The sequence below is a fragment of the Rhodanobacter sp. DHG33 genome (assembly GCF_014843005.1).
Taxonomy (GTDB): Bacteria; Pseudomonadota; Gammaproteobacteria; order Xanthomonadales; family Rhodanobacteraceae; genus Rhodanobacter_A.
Map to the genome: position 1 here is coordinate 474,657 of NZ_JACYXM010000006.1, position 19,225 is coordinate 493,881.

Genomic DNA, 19,225 nt, shown 5'->3' on the forward strand with positions numbered 1-19,225 from the left:
CCTTACGACTTGGCGGCGGTGGGCTGCGGCTGGTGGCCGGCTTGCGGCGCGCTGTCCGCCTGCCATGGCGTGGGCTGCACCGGCATGCCCGGCTGGATGCCCATGGGGCTGCCGCCCTGCAGGCCGGAGACGATCACCTGGTCGCCGGCGCTCAGGCCGCTGGTGACGATCCACTGGTTGCCCTGGTTGTTGTCGGCGACCACGCTCTTGCGCTGCGCCTTGCCGTCCTTGTCCACCACCAGCAGGTAGGCACCCGCCACATCGCGCTGCAGCGCCTGCTGCGGCACCAGGAACACGCCATGCTGCTGGCCCAGGTCGATGCTGAGCGTGACGTAGGTGCCCGGCAGCAGCTGGTGCTGCGGATTGGGCAGCACGCCGCGCAGGTTCACCGCGCCGGTGGTGGCATTGACCACGGCGGCGGAGAAGTCCAGCGTGCCCGGCTGGTTGTAGCGGCTGCCGTCCGGCAGGCTGACCTGCATGGTGGTCTTGTCCGGCGTCGACAGCGCCACTTTGCCCGCGCTCTCGGCGCGCTGCAGGGCGGTCAGTTCGGCCGAGCTCATGGTGAAGTTCACGTACAGCGGGTCGAGCTGCTGCACCGTGGTGAGCAGGGTGGAGTTGGCGCCCGCATCCGCGGTGCCATTGCCGACGATGGCGCCCTCGGTCACCTGCTGCTCGCCGGAACGGCCGTCGATCGGTGCGGTGACCTTGGTGTAGCCGAGATTGATCCGTGCGTTCTGCACGCTGGCCTGCGCCTGCTGCACGCCTGCAGAGGCGCTGCGCTCGGCGGCTTCGTCGGAGTCCAGCTGGGCGCGGGAGACGTAGCCCATCGGGATCAGCGAGCGGTCGCGCTCGGCCACCACGTGCGCGTTGGTGTAGGTCGCCTTGGCCGACGCCAGGTTGCCCAGCGCCGAATCCAGCGTCGCCTGGTAGGGCGCCGGGTCGATCTGGAACATCAGCTGGCCCTGTTTGACGTCGCTGCCTTCCGTATAGACGCGCTTGAGCAGCAGGCCCGATACGCGGGCCAGCACATCGGCGCTGCGGAAAGCCGACAGGCGTCCGACCAGGTCTTTGGTCAGCGGTACGCTGCTCGGCTGCACGGTGACCACGCTTACCTGCGGCGGTGGCATTTGCGGCGGACCTTGCTCCTTCTTGCCGCAGGCGGTCAGGGCCAACAGGCCGAGGCACAGTGCGGGGGCGCGCAGGGACGGGGATTTCATGGGGGCTCCGAAGGCGTGCTGGTCGTGATTTGTGGGTGCCGCAATGAGGCGCATCCAACCTGCGTCCGGCGCAAGGCTGCAGGGCGCCGTCATCATCTGCATTGTCGTGTGTAAGGCCTGGGCGTTTTCCGCACCATGCAAGGCATGCGCGGACTCATGGGGCGCTACTATACCGCACAGTACACAATTTATTGAAGGGCTTGCGCAAGGTTTTTTTATGTGGGCAATCCCGGTGCGCGGCGGCCGGGATGCGCGTTGTCGCGTCTATGACGAACAAGTTACCTGCAGAGGTGAACGAAGAGCCAGCGATGACGCTTTGCACAAGGTGTCGCGGTGGATTCACCTTGATGCGGAGCGTATCCTTTTCGGGCTTTGTCGTGTCACTTTTCGTTTCCACTACATAGTAGAAGCCATGAATGCCATTCGCGCAGACCATGCTGTTCCGTTCCAGTCCGCCGTGTTCGAGGCGTTGAAGCAAACCGGATTTCCCGCACAGCGCCTTGATGAGGCGCAATTTTTTATCGATACCTTCTTCGCGCGCAGCACCGAGGGCGACCGCGGCCTGCATACCCCGGCGCAATGGGCCGCGGTGGTCGGCGGCCTGCTGGACTTCATGCAGCAGCGCGCACCGGATCGCGCGGCGGTGCGCGTGCTGAATCCCGAGGCTGGCCACGGCCAGCTGCAGATCGTCACCGACGACATGCCGTTCCTGATCGACACCGTCAGCATGGTGGTGTCGGCGCGCTCGCCGATCCATGCCGTGATCCACCCGGTGCTGCCGGTGCGTCGCGATGCGGGCGGCAAGCTGCAGGGGCTGGGCGGCGAGCACGCCGTGGCCGAGTCGGTGATGCATTTCGAGATCGACCGCGTGGCCGATGCCGCCGAGCAGGCGCAACTGGTCGCGCAGATCGAATCCGCGCTGGATGACGTGCGCGCCGCCGTGGGCGATTGGGCCGCGATGCGCGACAAGGCGCTCGCCATCGCCGACGAGCTGCCGCAGCGCAAGCCCGCGCTGGACGCCACCTCGGTGCGCGAGGCGGGCGAGTTCCTGCGCTGGATCGCCGCCGACAATTTCACTTTCTTCGGTTACCGCGAATACGAAGTGACGGACGCCGACGGCGACCGCGTGCTGCGCGCCATCGACGATTCCGGCCTGGGCATCCTGCGCAAGGGCGAGCAGTCGCTGGCGCCGCGCTCGCTGAAGACGCTGGCGGCGACCGAGTTGCCGCAGTCCGGCGCGGTGGACGCGATCATCCTCACCAAGACCAACGCGCGCTCGCGCATGCACCGCCCCGGCTACATGGACTACATCGGCGTGCTGCGTTTCGGCGACGATGGCCGCGCGGTGGTGGAGCAGCGCTTCCTGGGCCTTTTCACCTCCAGTGCCGGCATGGCGCGTCCGCAGGACGTGCCGCTGGTGCGGCACAAGGTGGAAGCGGTGCTGGCGCGCTCGGGCCTGAAGCGCGATTCGTATTCGGGCAAGTCGCTGCGCCACACGCTGGAAACGTTGCCGCGCGAAGAACTCCTGCAGAGCAGCGAGGACGAACTGTTCGCCATCGCCACCGGCATCCTCGAACTGCGGCAGCGGGCGCATACGCGCCTGTTCATGCGCCGCGACCGCTATGGCCGCTTCTTCGCCTGCCAGGTGTTCGTGCCGCGCGAGCGCTTCAACACCTCGGTGCGCGAGCGCATCGAAGCGCTGCTGGGCGAAGCCCTGCATGCCGAGCAGATCGATTCCTCGGTGCTGATGGGCGAGGACGCGCTGGCGCGCCTCTACATCGTGCTGCGCCCGAAGATCGGCGACCAGCCCGAATACGACCTGGCCGCGCTGGAGCAGGGCGTGGCGGCCATCGCGCGAAACTGGCACGACGATGTGCGCGATGCGCTGGTGAAGCAGCGCGGCGAGCACGAGGGTGTGGTGTTGGCGAATCGCTACGCACGTGCGCTGCCGCCCGGCTACATCGACGACGTGAGCCCGGCGGTGGCCGCCGAGGACGTGTACCAGCTGTCGCAGCTGCAAGGCGACAACGCGCTGCGCATGTCCTTCTACCACCCGCCCAAGGCGCCGGAGACGCTGCGCTTCAAGGTCTACCGTTCCGGCGGCGACATCGCGCTGTCCGAAGTGCTGCCGCAGCTGGAGAACCTGGGTCTGCGCGTGCTCACCGAGCACGTCTACGAGATCCAGGGCGGCGGCGTGCCGCTGTCGATCCAGGATTTCGAAGTGCAGCCGGTGGGCAAGCTCACCTTCAGCGTGGAGCAGGTCGGTTCGCTGTTCGAGCACGCGTTCGAGCAGATCTGGCGCGGCAACGCCGAGAACGACGGTTTCAACCGCCTCGTGCTGGGCGCCCAGCTGAGCTGGCGCCAGATCGCGATGCTGCGCGGCTACTGCAAGTACCTGCTGCAGGCCGGTTCGCCGTTCTCGCAGTCGTACATGGAAGACACGCTCAACAACTATCCGGCCATTGCCGGCCTGCTGGTGGAATTGTTCCTCGCCAAGTTCGACCCGCGCCGCGAATCGCTGTCGGACGACGAGCGCAAGGTCGCCGCCAAGCTGCTGCACGGCGAGATGTCCGTGCTGATCCCGGCCAACGTGCAGGCCGCGAATCCCACCCTGGTCGACGGCCTCGCCGCCGCGCTGGCGCAGCCGCGCGCCGAGCAGACCAAGACCATCGAGGCCGCGATCAACCTGTTGCTGGAGAACGTGGCCAGCCTCGACGAAGACCGCATCCTGCGCAGCTTCGTCGCGGTGATCCACGCCACGTTGCGTACCAGCTTCTTCCAGCAGTGGAACGGCGCCTACCGCGACTACATCAGCTTCAAGCTCGACTCGCACGCGGTGCCCGAGCTGCCCAAGCCGGTGCCGTACCGCGAGATCTGGGTGTGCGCGCCGCGCGTGGAAGGCATCCACCTGCGCTTCGGCCCGGTGGCGCGCGGCGGCCTGCGCTGGTCGGACCGCCGCGAGGACTTCCGTACCGAGGTGCTGGGCCTGGTGAAGGCGCAGATGGTGAAGAACACCGTGATCGTGCCGGTGGGCTCGAAGGGCGGCTTCTTCGTCAAGAAGCCGCCCCAGCCGACGGGCGGCAGCGGCGACCGCGACGCGCAGCTGGCCGAGGGCATCGCCTGCTACAAGCTGTTCATCAATGGCCTGCTCGACATCACCGACAACCTGGTCGAAGGCAAGGTGGCGAACCCGCACGACGTGGTGCGCCACGACGCGGACGATCCCTACCTGGTGGTCGCCGCCGACAAGGGCACGGCCACGTTCTCCGACATCGCCAACGCGATCTCGATCGAACACGGCTACTGGCTGGGCGACGCCTTCGCCTCCGGCGGTTCGAACGGCTACGACCACAAGGGCATGGGCATCACCGCCAAGGGCGCCTGGGAGTCGGTGAAGCGCCACTTCCGCGCACTGGGCCGCGACAGCCAGAGCGAGGACTTCACCTGCGTGGGCATCGGCGACATGTCCGGCGACGTGTTCGGCAACGGCATGCTGCTGTCCCGCCACATCAAGCTGCTTGCCGCCTTCGACCATCGCCATGTGTTCCTTGACCCGAACCCGGACGTGGAGCGTTCCTTCGTCGAGCGCGAGCGCATGTTCAAGCTGCCGCGTTCGAGCTGGGACGACTACGACAAGTCGCTGATCTCCGCCGGCGGCGGCGTGTGGCCGCGCACGGCCAAGGCCATTCCGGTGTCGCCGGAAGTGCGCGCGGCGCTGGGCCTCAAGGCCGACGTCACGCAGATGGCGCCGAACGACCTGCTCAACGCCATCCTCAAGGCGCCGGTGGACCTGCTGTGGAACGGCGGCATCGGCACCTACGTCAAGGCCAGCAGCGAGACCCATGCCGACGCCCGCGACCGCGCCAACAACGGCCTGCGCGTGGACGGCAACGAACTGCGCTGCAAGGTGGTGGGCGAGGGCGGCAACCTCGGCATGACCCAGAAGGGGCGCATCGAGGCGGCGCAGAAGGGCGTGCTGCTCAACACCGACTTCATCGACAACTCCGCCGGCGTGGACACCTCCGACCACGAGGTGAACATCAAGATCCTGCTCAACGACGCCGTGCAGCGCGGCGAGCTCACCGAGGCCGCGCGCAACACCCAGCTCGCGGCGATGACCGACGAAGTGGGCCAGCTGGTGCTGTGGGACAACTATCGCCAGAACCAGGCGATCACCCTGATGGAGCACCAGTCGGTCAAGCGCATCGGTTCGATGGCGCACTTCATCCGCACGCTGGAAGCCGAAGGTTCGCTGGACCGCCAGGTGGAAAACCTGCCGAGCGAGGCCGAACTGACCGAGCGCAAGACGCGCGGCCAGGGCATGACGCGTCCGGAACTGTCGGTGCTGCTCTCCTACGACAAGATCCGCCTGTACCAGCAGCTGCTCGACTCCGACGTGCCGGAAGACCCGTACCTCTCCAAGGAGCTGGTGCGCTACTTCCCCGCGCCGCTGCACGAGAAGTACGCCGCGCACATGCAGCGTCATCGCCTGAAGCGCGAAATCATCGCCACCGCGGTCACCAACTCCACGATCAACCGCATGGGCGCCACCTTCATGATGCGCATGCAGGAGGACACCGGCAAAGGCCCGGCGGCGATCGCCAAGGCCTACACCGCGGCGCGCGAGATCCTGGAAGCACGCGAGCTGTGGGCCGAGATCGAGGCGCTGGACAGCAAGGTGGCCGAGGGCACCCAGGTCGATGCGGTGATGCAGATCTGGTCGCTGCTGCGCCACATGACGCGCTGGCTGCTCAACCGACCCGGCGGCACGCTGGAAATCGCCGCCAATGTCGAACGCTATCAGGCTGGCGTGAGCGCCTTGCGCAAGGCACTCCCGGCTGCACTGACGCTAACCGGCAAGGGCGACTTCGCGTGCAGCCAGGAAAAGTGGGAAGGCCTGGGCCTGCCCGCCGAACTGGCCGTGCGCCTGGCGCGCCTGTCCGAACTGCGTGCCGCGCTGGACATGGTCGAAGTGGCGCAGCAGACCGGCCAGCCCATCGAGAAGGTGGCCGGGGTGTTCTACGAACTGGGCGAGGCGCTGGATCTCGAATGGCTGCGTGGCCAGATCGAGGCGCTGCCGGTGGAGGGCCACTGGCACGCGCAGGCTCGCGGTTCGCTGCTGGACGAGCTCAACCACCAGCATCGCGCGCTGGCGCAACAGGTGCTGAAGCTGGGCGGTGGCGGCAAGGACGTCTCGCCGGTGCAGGCCTGGCTGCAGCGCGACGACGCCACCCTGCAGCACACCCGCGGCATGCTGGCCGAGATCCTCACCCAGAACGCCGACTACCCGATCGCCTCGGTAGCCGTGCGTCGCCTCGCGCAGCTGGCGCAGGTGCCGGTGTGAAGCGCCTAACCGCTCCCCACCGGGGAGCGGTTAGGGTGAAGGACGGTCTCGCGAAAGCGCGCCTGTCATGAGCAAAGCCCCGGCCTGTCCGGGGCTTCGCTTTTTCATCGTGTCGCCGCGCCCATGCGGTAAGCTCCGGCACATCCCCATGGAGCTCTCGCACCCATGCGCTTCGCCTTCGTCGCCAGTGACACCAGCGTTGCCCAGCAGGCCCGACGCAAGCTCGTGGAGCGCTACGGCGACGTTCCTGCCGAAACGGCCGAACTGATCGTGGCCCTGGGCGGCGACGGCTTCATGCTGCGCACGCTGCACGCGCACCTCGCGCTGGGCGTGCCGGTGTACGGCATGAAGCTCGGCCGCGTCGGCTTCCTGATGAACAAGCATCGCCTCGACGAGCTGCCCGAGCGCGTGGCGCGCGCGCATGCCGCCGAGCTGTTCCCGCTGGAAATGCAGGCCACCGACACCGCCGGCCGCGCGCATACGGCCCTGGCCTTCAACGAAGTCTCGCTGTTGCGCCAGAGCAACCAGGCCGCGCACCTGGAAGTGAAGCTCAACGAGGCGGTGAAGCTGCCCAACCTGATCTGCGACGGCTTGATGGTCGCCACGCCGGCCGGCTCCACGGCCTACAACCTCTCCGCCCACGGTCCGATCCTGCCGCTGGACGCCAACGTGCTGGCGTTGACCCCGATCAGCCCGTTCCGTCCGCGCCGTTGGCGCGGCGCCATCCTGCCGCATCGCACCGAGGTCAGCCTGCGCGTGCTCGATCCCGGCAAGCGCCCGGTCAGCGCCACCGCCGATTTCCACGAAGTGCGCGACGTGCGCGAGGTGTCGGTGAGCCAGGCCCAGGGGCAGGGCGTGCGCCTGCTGTTCGATCCCGAGCACAATCTCGAGCAGCGCATTCTCGACGAGCAGTTCGCGGCGGATTGATCGCAACCAATCTCGACTGCCCTCCGAGGTGCCGGGTCCCATTCCCGCCTCTAGGTAGTGGATGGCGGTTGCGCCGTGTGAACGGCAGGTACCTGGGTACGGAATGCTTCCGGGTGGTGGCTCTTGTACTCCTGGTATGTCTTTTCCAGCGAATCCACCAAACCGCTCAGGAAATACAGGCGCATCTGAGCCATGCCTATCCTGTCGGTGACTTGGTCTATCACGGCAGTGGGTAGCTTTTCGTCGTTGTGTTTGGTGACGACCAGTGATGCGGCGCTCAGGATATCGTTGAGTGCCTGGCGCTGGGTCTTATACACATCGTCTTGTGCCTCGTAGATATTGGTAAATTCCGCTACGTTCTCGTACGGCATGTAATTGAAGGCACCCGCTGTCTGCGAAGTTCTCCAGGCAGTGTCATCGAAGCTTTCTATCCTGAATTCGAACGACATGTTCTTGTGGGCTGCATCGGCCGTCTCGGGCTGATCCCGGAGAACGGACAGCGCCGCGAGGTCGTCGTCCAGTGCTTTCTTCTCGTCCTTGATCTGCTGTCTGATGCTTGTCAGGGTGCTGATGTTGTGTGCGATTTCGCTGCGGAGGCTTGATTCGGCCTCGGACACCAGGTCGCGGTGATGCTTCCATTCCACGGCTCCCTCCAGTGCCAACGCAATCAGCAGGCCGATGGTGATGGTGATGATGTGCAGCAAGAAATCCTTGAAGCCATGAATCTTCTTCTCAAGCGCATGGACATCCAACATACGGCTCTCCGGGATTCTCGGCAGGATGATTAATATAACGAAGTAGGGACGCCAACTCGTGCCAGGCCGTATCCCCAATCGCATAGCCGGCTTTTGCGTTAGATTCACGCCATGCCTAAGCCTACAGTCCATGATCCCGCGGCTTCCGTCGACAACCGCCTCGTCGTCGCCATTTCCTCGCGCGCCCTGTTCGACCTGGGTGACAGCCACGAGCTGTTCGAGCGCGACGGGCTGGATGCCTATCGCACGTTCCAGATCGAGCACGAGGACGAGATCCTGCGGCCCGGCGTGGCCTTTCCGCTGGTGCAGAAGCTGCTGGATCTCAACAAGCTGGCGGGCGACGTGCCGCCGGTGGAAGTGATCCTGCTTTCGCGCAACTCGGGCGATACCGGCTTGCGCATCTTCAACGCGATCCAGCACCACGGCCTGGAGATCAGCCGCGCCGCCTTCACCAGCGGGGCGCCCACCTCCGACTACATCGCGCCGTTCAAGGCCGACCTTTTCCTCTCCGCCAATGCCGAGGACGTGGGCCGTGCGCTCAAGGCCGGCGTGGCGGCCGCCACCATCCTGCCCAGCGTCGCGCCGCCGCGCGCCAGCGAGCAGCTGCGCATCGCCTTCGACGGCGACGCGGTGATCTTCGGCGACGAGGGCGAGCGCGTCTCGCGCGAAGAAGGCCTCGAAGCCTTCCACCGCAGCGAGCGCGAGCATGCGGAGGAGCCCTTGTCGGTCGGCCCGTTCCGTGGCTTCCTCACGGCATTGCACCGCCTGCAGGCGGCGTTCCCCGCGGAGAATTCGCCGATCCGCACCGCCCTGGTCACCGCGCGCTCCGCGCCTGCGCACAAGCGCGTCATCCTCACCCTGCGGCGCTGGGGCGTGCGCATCGACGAGGCGCTGTTTCTCGGCGGCAGGGACAAGGGGCCCTTCCTCGACGCTTTCGGCGCCGATATCTTCTTCGACGATTCGCCGGCCAACGTGGAATCCGCGCGCAAACACGTCGCCACGGGGCATGTGCCGCACGGGGTGAGCAACCGTCGCTGAGAACGGGGAGAGGCGCAACATGCGTATCCTGTTATGGCTCGTGCTGGCGTTGCTGCCCGGGCTTGTCATGGCCGAGCAATATCGCTCGGTCACGCTGGCGACTGATCGCGCCACGCTGGTGCTGCACACCTCGCATGGCGACGTGCGTGCGCCGCACACCGATCCGGATCAGCAAGGCTTCGACGAGCCGCATGTTGCGGCCGGCGGCCACACGGTCGGCTGGCTTGAGCTGGAAGGCAATTGCTGCACCTCCTATCCGTTGCCTACGTCGCTGGTGCTGTACCGCGACGGCAGGCTGCTGCGCCGTTTTGCCGACGGCATGGCGATCTGGGATTGGCGCTTCGTGCGCGACGGGCACGCGGTGGCGTACCGCCAGCGCGCACCGCACGGCATCAGCACCATCGTCTACGTGTTGAGGGACGTCGACAGCGGCAAGCAGCTGGCGGAGTTCGACTGCTATCCGCGGGAGGGCGCGCCCGCTGGCCAACCGGCGCCTTACACCTATGACGGAAAGGTGCCCGACTGGGTCTGGCCCATTGCCGAGGAATGCCCGGTCCGCTAGCCGCTGGAAACAGGGCGTGCGCGCGTTCGGACCGTAAGCGCGTTCAGGGTACGGAGTGTCCCTTGCTCGCCGTCCAGATCGCGTACCAATCCTGGGCATCCAGCGAAACGTCCAGCGCGGCCACGGCCTCGCGCAAGCCTTCGATGCGGCCGGTGCCGGTGATCGGATAGGGACGCGAAGGATGGCGCAGCACCCAGGCGAAGGCCAGGGTGCCGAGGGTGATGCCATGACGCTCGGCGATGGCCTGCATTTCGGCGCGGACGCGCACGGCCTGTTCGTCCTCGCCGGCGAACAGGCGGCCACCGGCCAGCGGCGACCAGATCATCGGTCGCAGGCCGAGCTGCTGCGCCTGGTCCAGCGTGCCGTCGTCCAGAGCATCCATCTGCAAGGCCGAGAGTTCGAGCTGGTTGGTCGCGAGAGGGTGCTGCTGGTGCAGCAGGGCGAACTGGCTGACCGTGTGATTGGATACGCCCCAGTGCGCCACTTTCCCTTCGCGGGTGAGCGCCGCGAATGTTTCGGCCAGCGCGGAAGCGTCCATCAGGTAGTCGGGCCGGTGGATCAGCACCAGGTCGAGCTGTTCGGTACGCAGGTTGCGCAACGACTGCTCCACTTCCGCACGCACGTAAGCCGCCGAGGTGTCGTAGTAGTTCACCCGATAGGAGCGTTGCGCCGAGCGCAGGCGGATGCCGCACTTGGTCACGAGCTGCATGTGCCGGCGCAGTGCTGGCACTGCCTCCAGCGCTTCGCCGAACAGGGCTTCGGCGGTGTAGTCGCCGTAGATGTCCGCATGGTCGAAGCTGGTGATGCCCAGTTCCAGGGCCTGCTCGATCCAGCGCACGCGTTCCTGCACGGACAGGTTCCAGCTGGCGATGCGCCACAGGCCGGCGACGATGGGGGAGAGGGATGGTGCGGAAGGAATGCTGGAGTTCGTCATGAGGGAACCGGTGGGGGCATCAGGCTCGGGGCGTCATTATGGTGCAGTCCATTCGGATGACGCCTGTCACTAGGTTGCGTGGAGGGACGTGCCTATCTTTGTCCCATCCTTTGGAGGGGAACGACGATGGCAGACAACGAAACGGGTATCACGGAGAGGCACGGCAACCGCATCATTCCGGCCGTGCTGGTGATCGGGGTGGGCGTGATCTTCCTGTGCATGACGCAGGGCGTGCAGCTTCCCTTCCTCAATCTGGAGAACTGGTGGGCGTGGTTCATTCTGATCGGCGCGGCGTGGCCGCTGTCCGAAGCATGGCACCGCTACCGTGCCATCGGCACGGCGGATGGCGAGGTGTGGCATTCGCTGCTGCACGCGCTTGCCGTGGTGATGGTGGCGGGGATCTTCATCCTCGACCTGTCGTGGGGGAAGTGGTGGCCGCTGTTCGTGATCTACGGCGGCCTGACCATGCTGGTGCCCGGCTCGCGGCGCAGCCGCAGGGACGCGGCGCGCTAAGTCCCGCGCAGACCGGATGTGCGCCATCCCGGCCCGTGTCGGGATGGCAGCATGTTCGGCCTGTGCTCCGCACGTCAGCGCTTGGCTTCGGTCCGCGGAGCCGCGGTCAAGGCATCCGCCGACCAGCCGCCGCCCAGGTCGCCGATCAGCGACACGGTATCCAGCAGCTGCTGTTCGTGCACGTTGAGCGCGCTTTGCCTGCTGCTGAACTCGGTGGCCTGGGCGGTGGCGACGGTGGTGAAGTCCACGGTGCCGGCCTGGTATTCGTTGCGCGCGATTTCGGCGCCGCGGGTGGCGTCGCTGGCGGCAGTGTCCTGCACGCTGGATTGCTGCGCGAGGATGCTCAGGCCGGAGAGGTCGTTCTCCACGTTCTGCAACGCGCCCAGCACGGTGCCGCGGTAGTTGGCGACGGCGGCTTCGTAGTTGGCCTTGGCGGCGGCGACTTCGCCGCTGCGTTCGCCGCCGTCGAACAAGGTGGCGCCGACGTCGGCACCCAGCGACCAGACGTGGTTGGCGATGTGCAGCAGGCCGCCCAGCGGCGATTGCGAGAAACCGTCCGCGCCGGATAGCGACAGCGTCGGGTAGTACGCAGCTTCCGCCACGCCGATGGCCGCATTCTGGGCGGCCATCTGGCGCTCGGCAACGGCGATGTCGGGACGGCGCTGCAACAGCGTCGACGGCACGCCGGACGGCACCGCGGGCAGGGTCGGCAGCGCGGTGTCGCGCGGGATGTCGAGGTCTTCCGGATTCTTGCCTACCAGCACGGCGATGGCGTGCGCGTATTGCGCGCGCGCGATGCCCAGCGACAGCAGGCTGGACTGGGCGTTCTCCAGTTGCGTGCGCGCGCTGATTTCGTCGGACGGCGCGATGGTGCCGGCGGTGGACTGGTTCTGCACCACGCGCAGCGATTCCCGGTACGCCGCCACGGCCTGCTGCTGCAGGTCGATGCTGGCGTCGGTGGTGCGCAGTTCGATCACCGCAGTGGCCAGCGCGGCCTGCTCGGACAGGGTGGCGTTGGCTAGCGTGGCCTGGCTGGCCTGCGCGGTGGCCTTGCTCTGCTCGAGGCCGCGACGCACCTTGCCCCACAGGTCCGGCGCCCAGCTCGCGGTGCCTTCGAGCGAACCGCTGCTGCTGATCGACGGGCGCGACGAGGTGAAGCTGCCGGAGCTGGAGTTGGCGCTGCGTTCCCTGGTGCCGGAGCCGCTGATGCCGATGGTGGGGAACAGCGCGCTGCGCGCTTCCTTCACCTCGGCCAGCGCGGCCTGGTAGTTCGCATAGTCCTGGGCCACGGTCTGGTTGGAAACCGCCACCTGCGGTTCCAGCTCGTCGAGCAGCGGATCGTGGAAGGGTGCCCACCAGTCGCCCTTGGGCATGTCGGCATCGCCCGGGGCGGCCGCGGACCAGCCGGGCAGCGGCTTGAACTGCGCGGGCATCTGCACCTGCGGGCGGTGGTAGTCGGGGCCGACCATGCAGCCGGCCAGCAGCGAGGTGAGCGTGGCGGCCAAGGCAGCGCGTTGGAGAGTGGTGTTCATGCGTTTGCCTCCGAGCGGTTCCACGGCAAGGTTGCGTTCCACCGCGCAAGGCTGTCGTGCAGGCGGTCGAAGTAGAGGTAGATCACGGGCGTCGTGTACAGGGTGAAGACCTGGCTGAGGATCAGGCCGCCGGCCACGGTGATGCCCAGCGGCTGGCGCAGCGAGGCGCCCTGGCCGATGCCGATGGCCAGCGGAATGGCGCCCAGCACGGCGGCGGCGGTGGTCATCATGATCGGGCGCAGGCGCACCACGGCGGCGTCGTGGATGGCCTTGCGCGGGTCGTAGCCTTCGTCGCGCTGCAGGTGGATGGCCACGTCGATCATCATGATCGCGTTCTTCTTGACGATGCCGATCAAGAGGATGATGCCGATCATCGCGATCACCGAGAACGGCGTGCCGAAGATCAGCAGCGCCAGCGTGGCGCCGATGCCGGCGGAAGGCAGGGTGGAGAGGATGGTGACGGGGTGCACGGTGTTCTCGTAGAGCATGCCCAGCACGATGTACACCGCCACCAGCGCGGCGAGGATCAGCAGCGGCATGGTGGACATCGACTGCGAATAGACTTGTGCCGCGCCCGCGGTGGCGCCGCGGATGGACGCCGGCATGTGGATGGCCTGCTCGGCCTGGTCGATCGCCAGCAAGGCCTTGCTCAGCGAGCCGCCGGGCGGCAGGTTGAACGAGATGGTGGTCGCGACCAGCCCGCTCTGGTGGTTGACCTGGGTGGGCGTGTGGTCGCTCTTGTAGGTGGCCAGTGCCGGGAACGGCACCATCGTCTCGCTGGCCGTGCTGTCCGCGCTGCCGCTGGACGCGCCGCCCTTGGAGTTGGCGATGGCGTTGGTGAGCAGGTTGGCCTCGGCGTTGGCGTTGTTCGCGTTGGTGGTGGAACTGGCCGAAGTGGTGGTGGCTGCCTTGACCAGGTTGCCCGACATCTGCGTCTGCTCGGTGCCGCTGGCGACGCCGGCCGCGCCGCTGAAACGCATGCGGTCGAGCATCTGCGGGTATTGCCAGTACTGCGGCGCCACTTCCATCACCACGTAGTACTGGTTCAACTCGTTGTACACGGTGGAGACGGTGCGCTGGCCAAAGGCGTCGTACAGCACGTTGTCGAGCTGGGTCGGCGTGAAGCCGTAGCGCATCATGGTGGCGCGGTCGAAGTTGATGTCGATCTGCAGGCCGTGCTGCTGCAGGTCGGAATTCACGCTGGTGAGCTGCCCCGAATACTTGCCCAGCTCGTCTACCAGCTTGGGTACCCACTGGTACAGCTGGTCGGCGTCGTCGCCGGTCAACGTGTACTGGTACTCGGCGGCGGATTGCCGGCCGCCGATGCGCAGGTCCTGCGCGGCCTGCAGGAACAGACGCGCACCGGAGATCCGGCTGAGCTTGGGACGCAGGCGCTCGACCACCTGCGCGGCGGTGAGCTTGCGTTCCGCCAGCGGCTTCAGTTCCACGAACACGTTGGCGCTGTTCAGCGCACGGCCGCCGGTGAAGCCGGCCACCGAGGCCACGGCGGGATCCTTCTGCACGATGGACTGCAGCTGCGCCAGTTTCTGCTCCATCGCCTGGAAGGAGATGCTCTGGTCGGCGATGACCGACCCCATCAGGATGCCGTTGTCCTGCTCCGGGAAGAAGGTCGAGGGCAGCAGCTTGAACAGCACGATGTTCAGCACGAGCAGGCCGATCAGGGTCAGGCTGACCAGCAGGGCATGGTCGAGCACGGCATCGAGCGAACGCGAATAGGCCTGCTTGAAGCGCTCGAACTGCCGCTCGTACCACAGCGCCCAGCGTGCCTTGGAATGCAGCGTCTTGCGGTTGAGCACGTAGGCGGCCAGCGTGGGCGTGACGGTGAGCGAGATCACCAGCGAGAGCAGGATGGCGGTGGACAGCGTCACCGCGAACTCGTGGAACAGCAGGCCGATGACGCCCGGCATCAGCAGGATGGGCAGGAACACCGCAATCAGCGACACGCTCATCGAGATCACCGTGAAGCTGACCTCGGCGCTGCCGCGTATCGCCGCCTCGCGTATGTCCATGCCCGCTTCGACGTGGCGCACGATGTTCTCCAGCACCACCACCGCGTCGTCCACCACGAAACCGGTGCCGATGGTCAACGCCATCAGCGACAGGTTGTCGATGCTGTAGCCCATCAGGTACATCGGCCCGAACGTGCCGACGATGGACAGCGGCAACGCCACCGCCGGTATCAGGATCGCCCGCGGCGACTGCAGGAACACGAACACCACGCCGATCACCAGCAGGATCGCGATGAACAGGGTGCGCTCGGTATCGCTCACCGCGCCCCGCACCGATACCGAACGGTCCAGCGCCACGTCGGCATGGATGCCCGACGGCAACGCGGCCTCGATGGAGGGCAACACGTTGCGGATTTCGCCCACCGTCTTGACGATGTTGCCGCCGGGTCGCGGGAACACGATCACCAGCACGGCCGGCTTGCCGTTGTAGAGGCCCATGTTGCGGATGTTTTCCGCCGAATCCTGCACGTCGGCGACGTCGCGCAGCAGCACGGGCGCGCCGTTGCGGTAGGCCACTACCAGGTCGCGATAGGGGGCGGCCTTGTTGATCTGGTCGTTGGACGTGACTTCGTAGCGCAGCCCGTTCTGGTCGATGTGGCCCTTGGCGCTGTTCGCGTTCGCGGCGCTGATCGCGGCGCGCACGTCCTCCAGGCCGATGCCGTAGCTGTTGAGCTTGTCCGGTTGCAGCTCCGCGCGCACCGATGGCAGCGCGCTGCCGCCCAGGGTGATCTGGCCCACGCCGTCGATCTGCGACAGCTGCTGCTGGATCACCGAATCGGCCGAGTCGTAGAGCTGGGCGCGCGTCAGCGTGTCCGAGGTCAGCGACAGGATCATGATCGGCGTATCGGCCGGGTTGTATTCGCGGTACGTGGGGTTGCCGCGCAGGGTGGAAGGCAGGTCCGCACGCGCGGCCTGGATCGCCGCCTGCACGTCGCGCGCGGCGCCGTTGATGTCGCGGTCCAGCCCGAACTGGATGACGATGCTGGCCGAGCCGACCGAGCTGGTCGAAGTCAGTTCGTTGACGTCGGCGATGCTGCCGAGGCGGCGCTCCAGCGGCGCGGTCACGGTGGAGGCCATGATGTCCGGGCTGGCGCCCGCCATGCTGGCCGACACCACCACCACCGGATAGGTCACGTTCGGCAGCGGCGCCACCGGCAGGTGGAAATACGCCAGCAGCCCGGACAGCAGGATGGCCACCGCCAGCAGGGTGGTCGCCACCGGTCGCCGGATGAACAGGCCGGGGATGCTCATGCCGCGCCTTCTTCAGCCGGATCCTGCGTCGCGGCGGGGCGCAGGCGCTGCGCCAGCCGGTCGAAGAACAGGTAGATCACCGGCGTGGTGAACAGGGTCAGCAACTGGCTGAGCGCGAGACCGCCGATGATCGACAAGCCCAGCGGACGGCGCAGTTCCGAACCGATGCCGGTGCCCAGCAGCATCGGCAGCGCGCCCAGCATGGCCGCCAGCGTGGTCATCAGAATGGGGCGGAAACGCAGCAGCGAGGCCTCGAAGATCGCCTCGGCCGGCGGCTTGCCGTGCACGCGCTCGGCTTCCAGCGCGAAGTCCACGATCATGATCGCGTTCTTCTTCACGATGCCGATCAAGAGCACGATGCCGATGATGCCGATCACGTCCAGGTCGGCGCCGGCGACCATCAGCGCCAGCAGCGCGCCGATGCCGGCCGAGGGCAGGGTGGAGAGGATGGTCACCGGATGGATGAAGCTCTCGTACAGCACGCCGAGCACGATGTACACGGCCACCAGCGCAGCGATCAGCAGATACACCTCGCTGGACAGCGAATCCTGGAAGGCCGCGGCCGCGCCCTGGAACGAGGACTCGATCGAGGACGGCAGGTTCGCCGCCTGTTCGGCCTGCGTGATCTCGTCCACCGCCGTGCTCAGCGAGGCGCCCTGTGCCAGGTTGAACGAGATGGTGGTGGACGGGAACTGCGCGAGGTGGCTGATCACCAGCGGCGACTTGCTCACCTGGATCTGCGCGATCGCGCTCAGCGGCACCTGGCCGCTGCTGCTGGTCTGGCTGGGCAGGTACAGGTTGCCCAGCGACTGCAGGGTGGGCAGGCTCTCCGGCTTGGCCACCAGGATCACGCGGTATTGGCTGGACTGGTCGAAGATCGTCGACACGATGCGCTGGCCCAGCGCGTCGTACAGTGCGTTGTCGATGGTGGCCGCGGTGATGCCGTAGCGCGCCGCCAGCTGGCGGTTCACTTCCACGTTCACGCTGAGGCCGTTGTTGTTGAGGTCGCTGGTGACGTCGGCGATGGACTTGATGTTCTTCATGCGCGCGAGCAGGGCCGGCACGTATTGCTGCAGGGCGGCCTGGTTCGGGCCGCGCAGCACGAACTGGTATTGGTTCGGCGACACCGTGGTGTCGAGCGTCAGGTTCTGCTCCGGCTGCAGGAACAGCTTGATGCCGGGCACGTCGGCGGTTTCCTGCTGGATGCGGCGGGCGATCTGCCGGGCGGTGTCCGAGCGTTCGTCGCGCGGCTTCAGGTTGATCAGGAAGCGGCCGTTGTTGAGGGTGATGTTGGTGCCGTCGATGCCGACGTAAGAAGTGAGGCTGGCGACGTCCGGATCCTTCAGGACAGCCTCGGCCAGCGCCTGCTGGCGCTCCACCATGGTGTCGTAGGAGACGGAGTTGTCGGCGGTGCTGATGCCCTGCAGCACGCCCACGTCCTGCACCGGGAACAGGCCCTTGGGGATCACCACGTACAGCACGATGGTCAGCGCCAGCGTGGCCAGGAACACCAGCAGCGTGGCGGTCTGGTGCTTCATCACCACGACGAGGCCGCGGCGGTAGGCCTCCAGCAGCTTGTCGAACAGGCCCTCGCTGATCCGCTCGAAGCGGCTGGGGTGGCGGTCGTGCTGTGCCTTGAGGATACGCGCGCACATCATCGGCACCAGGGTCAACGACACCACGGCGGAGAGCACGATGGTGACCGCGAGCGTGACCGCGAACTCGCTGAACAACCGGCCGATCACCCCGCCCATGAACAGCAGCGGGATCAGCACCGCGATCAGCGACACGGTCAGCGACAAGATGGTGAAGCCGATCTGGCCGGCGCCTTCCAGCGCCGCCTCCAGCGGCGTGCGGCCTTCCTCGAGGTAGCGCACGATGTTCTCGATCATCACGATCGAGTCGTCCACCACGAAGCCGGTGGCGATGATCAGCGCCATCAGCGAAAGGTTGTCGATGGAATAGCCGAGCTTGTACATCACCGCCAGCGTGCCGATCAGCGACACCGGCACCGAGATGCTGGGGATGAGGGTGGCGGGCAGGTTGCGCAGGAACACGAAGATCACCAGCACCACCAGTGCGATCGCCAGCACCAGCTCGAAGGCGGCATCCGACACCGAGGAGCGGATCACCCCGGTGCTGTCGTTGACGATGCTGATCTTCATGCCGGCAGGCAGGGCGGCTTCCAGCGAGGGCAGTTCCTGCGTGATGCGGTCCACCGTGGCGATCACGTTGGCGCCCGGCTGGCGCTGCACGTTGAGCACGATGGCCTGCGTCTTGTTGAACCAGGCGCCCAGTTCGTTGTTCTGGGCGGCCTGCGTCACGCGGGCCACGTCGCGCACGAATACCGGCGCACCGTTCTGGTAGGCGAGCACCGTGTCGAGGTAGCCCTGCGGGTTCTGGATCTGGTCGTTGCCGTTGATCGTGTAATCCAGCTTGGGCCCGTCGAAGTTGCCCTTGGGCTGGCTCACGTTGACGTTGGAGATCAGCGAACGCAGGTCGTCGATGTTGAGGCCGTACCCAGCCAGCTTCTGCGGATTCGCCTCCACGCGGATCGCCGGCACGTTGCCGCCGGCGGCGGTGACCAGGCCCACGCCGGGCACTTCGGAGATCTTCGCGGCGAGGCGGTTGTTGGCGGCGTCCTGCAACTGCGTCAGCGACATCGAATCCGAGGTCACCGCCAGCGTGAGGATGGGCTGGTCGGCCGGGTTCACCTTGGCGTAGGTGGGCGGTGCGGGCAGGCCGCTGGGCAGCAGGCTGTTGGAGGCGTTGATCGCCTCCTGCACGTCCTGCTCGGCCACGTCGAGGTTGAGCGAGAGGTCAAACTGCAGGGTGATGACCGACGCGCCAGCGGAACTGGTCGAGGTCATCTGCTGCAGGCCGGGGATCTCGCCCAGCTGCACTTCCAGCGGCGCAGTCACCGTGGTCGCCATCACCGTGGGGCTGGCGCCCGGGTAGAAGGTCTGCACCTGGATCGTCGGGTAATCCACGTCCGGCAGCGAGGACACCGGCAGGAAACGCACGGCGACCAGGCCGACCAGCACCATGGCGATCATCAGCAGCGCCGTCGCCACCGGACGGAGCACGAACGCTCGGGAAATGTTCATCGCTTGCCCGCCTGC

11 protein-coding genes are annotated in these 19,225 nt (G+C 66.8%); 5 read left to right on the top strand and 6 right to left on the bottom strand.

All coding sequences use genetic code 11. From position 1 onward, the window contains the following. Nucleotides 1–2: 2 nt before the first annotated feature. Nucleotides 3–1,217, bottom strand: coding sequence for an efflux RND transporter periplasmic adaptor subunit (locus IHE46_RS13675; protein ID WP_192165187.1), 1,215 nt, complete (start codon nt 1,215–1,217; stop codon nt 3–5). A 412-nt stretch (nt 1,218–1,629) separates the two neighbouring features. On the opposite strand from IHE46_RS13675, the gene IHE46_RS13680 reads away from it, so the two are divergent. Next, a complete protein-coding gene (locus IHE46_RS13680; RefSeq protein ID WP_192165188.1) occupies nt 1,630–6,561 on the top strand; it encodes an NAD-glutamate dehydrogenase domain-containing protein in 4,932 nt (1,643 codons plus the stop codon). 165 nt (nt 6,562–6,726) lie between these two features. Then, nucleotides 6,727–7,488: an NAD kinase gene (locus tag IHE46_RS13685; protein ID WP_192165189.1), complete on the top strand. Its 762-nt coding sequence runs from the start codon at nt 6,727–6,729 to the stop codon at nt 7,486–7,488. 50 nt (nt 7,489–7,538) lie between these two features. Here IHE46_RS13685 and IHE46_RS13690 read toward each other — a convergent pair whose 3' ends face one another. Then, entirely contained in the window at nt 7,539–8,243 is a 705-nt protein-coding gene (locus IHE46_RS13690; protein WP_192165190.1) for a hypothetical protein, read from the bottom strand. A 111-nt stretch (nt 8,244–8,354) separates the two neighbouring features. Between IHE46_RS13690 and IHE46_RS13695 the strand changes: the two genes are divergently transcribed. Both IHE46_RS13695 and IHE46_RS13700 read left to right on the top strand, forming a co-directional pair. Further along, nucleotides 8,355–9,281, top strand: coding sequence for a 5'-nucleotidase (locus IHE46_RS13695; RefSeq protein WP_192165191.1), 927 nt, complete (start codon nt 8,355–8,357; stop codon nt 9,279–9,281). A 19-nt stretch (nt 9,282–9,300) separates the two neighbouring features. Further along, nucleotides 9,301–9,843: a hypothetical protein gene (locus IHE46_RS13700; protein WP_192165192.1), complete on the top strand. Its 543-nt coding sequence runs from the start codon at nt 9,301–9,303 to the stop codon at nt 9,841–9,843. A 43-nt stretch (nt 9,844–9,886) separates the two neighbouring features. On the opposite strand, the gene IHE46_RS13705 is transcribed toward IHE46_RS13700, so the two are convergent. Further along, the gene (locus IHE46_RS13705) at nt 9,887–10,777 is read right to left on the bottom strand and encodes an aldo/keto reductase (protein WP_192165193.1); all 891 of its coding nucleotides are present in this window, start codon (nt 10,775–10,777) and stop codon (nt 9,887–9,889) included. Nucleotides 10,778–10,903: 126 nt separating this feature from the next. Between IHE46_RS13705 and IHE46_RS13710 the strand changes: the two genes are divergently transcribed. Continuing rightward, nucleotides 10,904–11,290, top strand: a complete 387-nt coding sequence (locus tag IHE46_RS13710; protein ID WP_192165194.1) for a hypothetical protein — start codon at nt 10,904–10,906, stop codon at nt 11,288–11,290. 74 nt (nt 11,291–11,364) lie between these two features. Here the strand turns inward: IHE46_RS13710 and IHE46_RS13715 are convergent, their stop codons facing one another. From IHE46_RS13715 to IHE46_RS13725, 3 genes are read right to left on the bottom strand one after another with little or no spacing between them, the layout of a single operon-like run. Continuing rightward, nucleotides 11,365–12,822, bottom strand: coding sequence for an efflux transporter outer membrane subunit (locus tag IHE46_RS13715; RefSeq protein ID WP_192165195.1), 1,458 nt, complete (start codon nt 12,820–12,822; stop codon nt 11,365–11,367). Beyond that, nucleotides 12,819–16,103 (bottom strand): efflux RND transporter permease subunit, encoded by a 3,285-nt coding sequence (locus IHE46_RS13720; protein ID WP_192165196.1) that lies wholly within the window; start codon nt 16,101–16,103, stop codon nt 12,819–12,821. The genes IHE46_RS13715 and IHE46_RS13720 overlap by 4 nt, the downstream gene beginning before the upstream one ends. Beyond that, nucleotides 16,100–19,210 carry an efflux RND transporter permease subunit gene (locus tag IHE46_RS13725; RefSeq protein ID WP_192165197.1) on the bottom strand — a complete coding sequence of 1,037 codons (3,111 nt, stop codon included), beginning with the start codon at nt 19,208–19,210 and terminating at the stop codon, nt 16,100–16,102. The genes IHE46_RS13720 and IHE46_RS13725 overlap by 4 nt, the downstream gene beginning before the upstream one ends. Nucleotides 19,211–19,225 lie beyond the last annotated feature (15 nt).

Bases quoted from the DNA above. Each gene is read 5' to 3' on its own strand.
- IHE46_RS13675 (WP_192165187.1), bottom strand. From the start codon at position 1,217: ATGAAATCCCCGTCCCTGCGCGCCCCCGCACTGTGCCTCGGCCTGTTG.
- IHE46_RS13680 (WP_192165188.1), top strand. From the start codon at position 1,630: ATGAATGCCATTCGCGCAGACCATGCTGTTCCGTTCCAGTCCGCCGTG.
- IHE46_RS13685 (WP_192165189.1), top strand. From the start codon at position 6,727: ATGCGCTTCGCCTTCGTCGCCAGTGACACCAGCGTTGCCCAGCAGGCC.
- IHE46_RS13690 (WP_192165190.1), bottom strand. From the start codon at position 8,243: ATGTTGGATGTCCATGCGCTTGAGAAGAAGATTCATGGCTTCAAGGAT.
- IHE46_RS13695 (WP_192165191.1), top strand. From the start codon at position 8,355: ATGCCTAAGCCTACAGTCCATGATCCCGCGGCTTCCGTCGACAACCGC.
- IHE46_RS13700 (WP_192165192.1), top strand. From the start codon at position 9,301: ATGCGTATCCTGTTATGGCTCGTGCTGGCGTTGCTGCCCGGGCTTGTC.
- IHE46_RS13705 (WP_192165193.1), bottom strand. From the start codon at position 10,777: ATGACGAACTCCAGCATTCCTTCCGCACCATCCCTCTCCCCCATCGTC.
- IHE46_RS13710 (WP_192165194.1), top strand. From the start codon at position 10,904: ATGGCAGACAACGAAACGGGTATCACGGAGAGGCACGGCAACCGCATC.
- IHE46_RS13715 (WP_192165195.1), bottom strand. From the start codon at position 12,822: ATGAACACCACTCTCCAACGCGCTGCCTTGGCCGCCACGCTCACCTCG.
- IHE46_RS13720 (WP_192165196.1), bottom strand. From the start codon at position 16,103: ATGAGCATCCCCGGCCTGTTCATCCGGCGACCGGTGGCGACCACCCTG.
- IHE46_RS13725 (WP_192165197.1), bottom strand. From the start codon at position 19,210: ATGAACATTTCCCGAGCGTTCGTGCTCCGTCCGGTGGCGACGGCGCTG.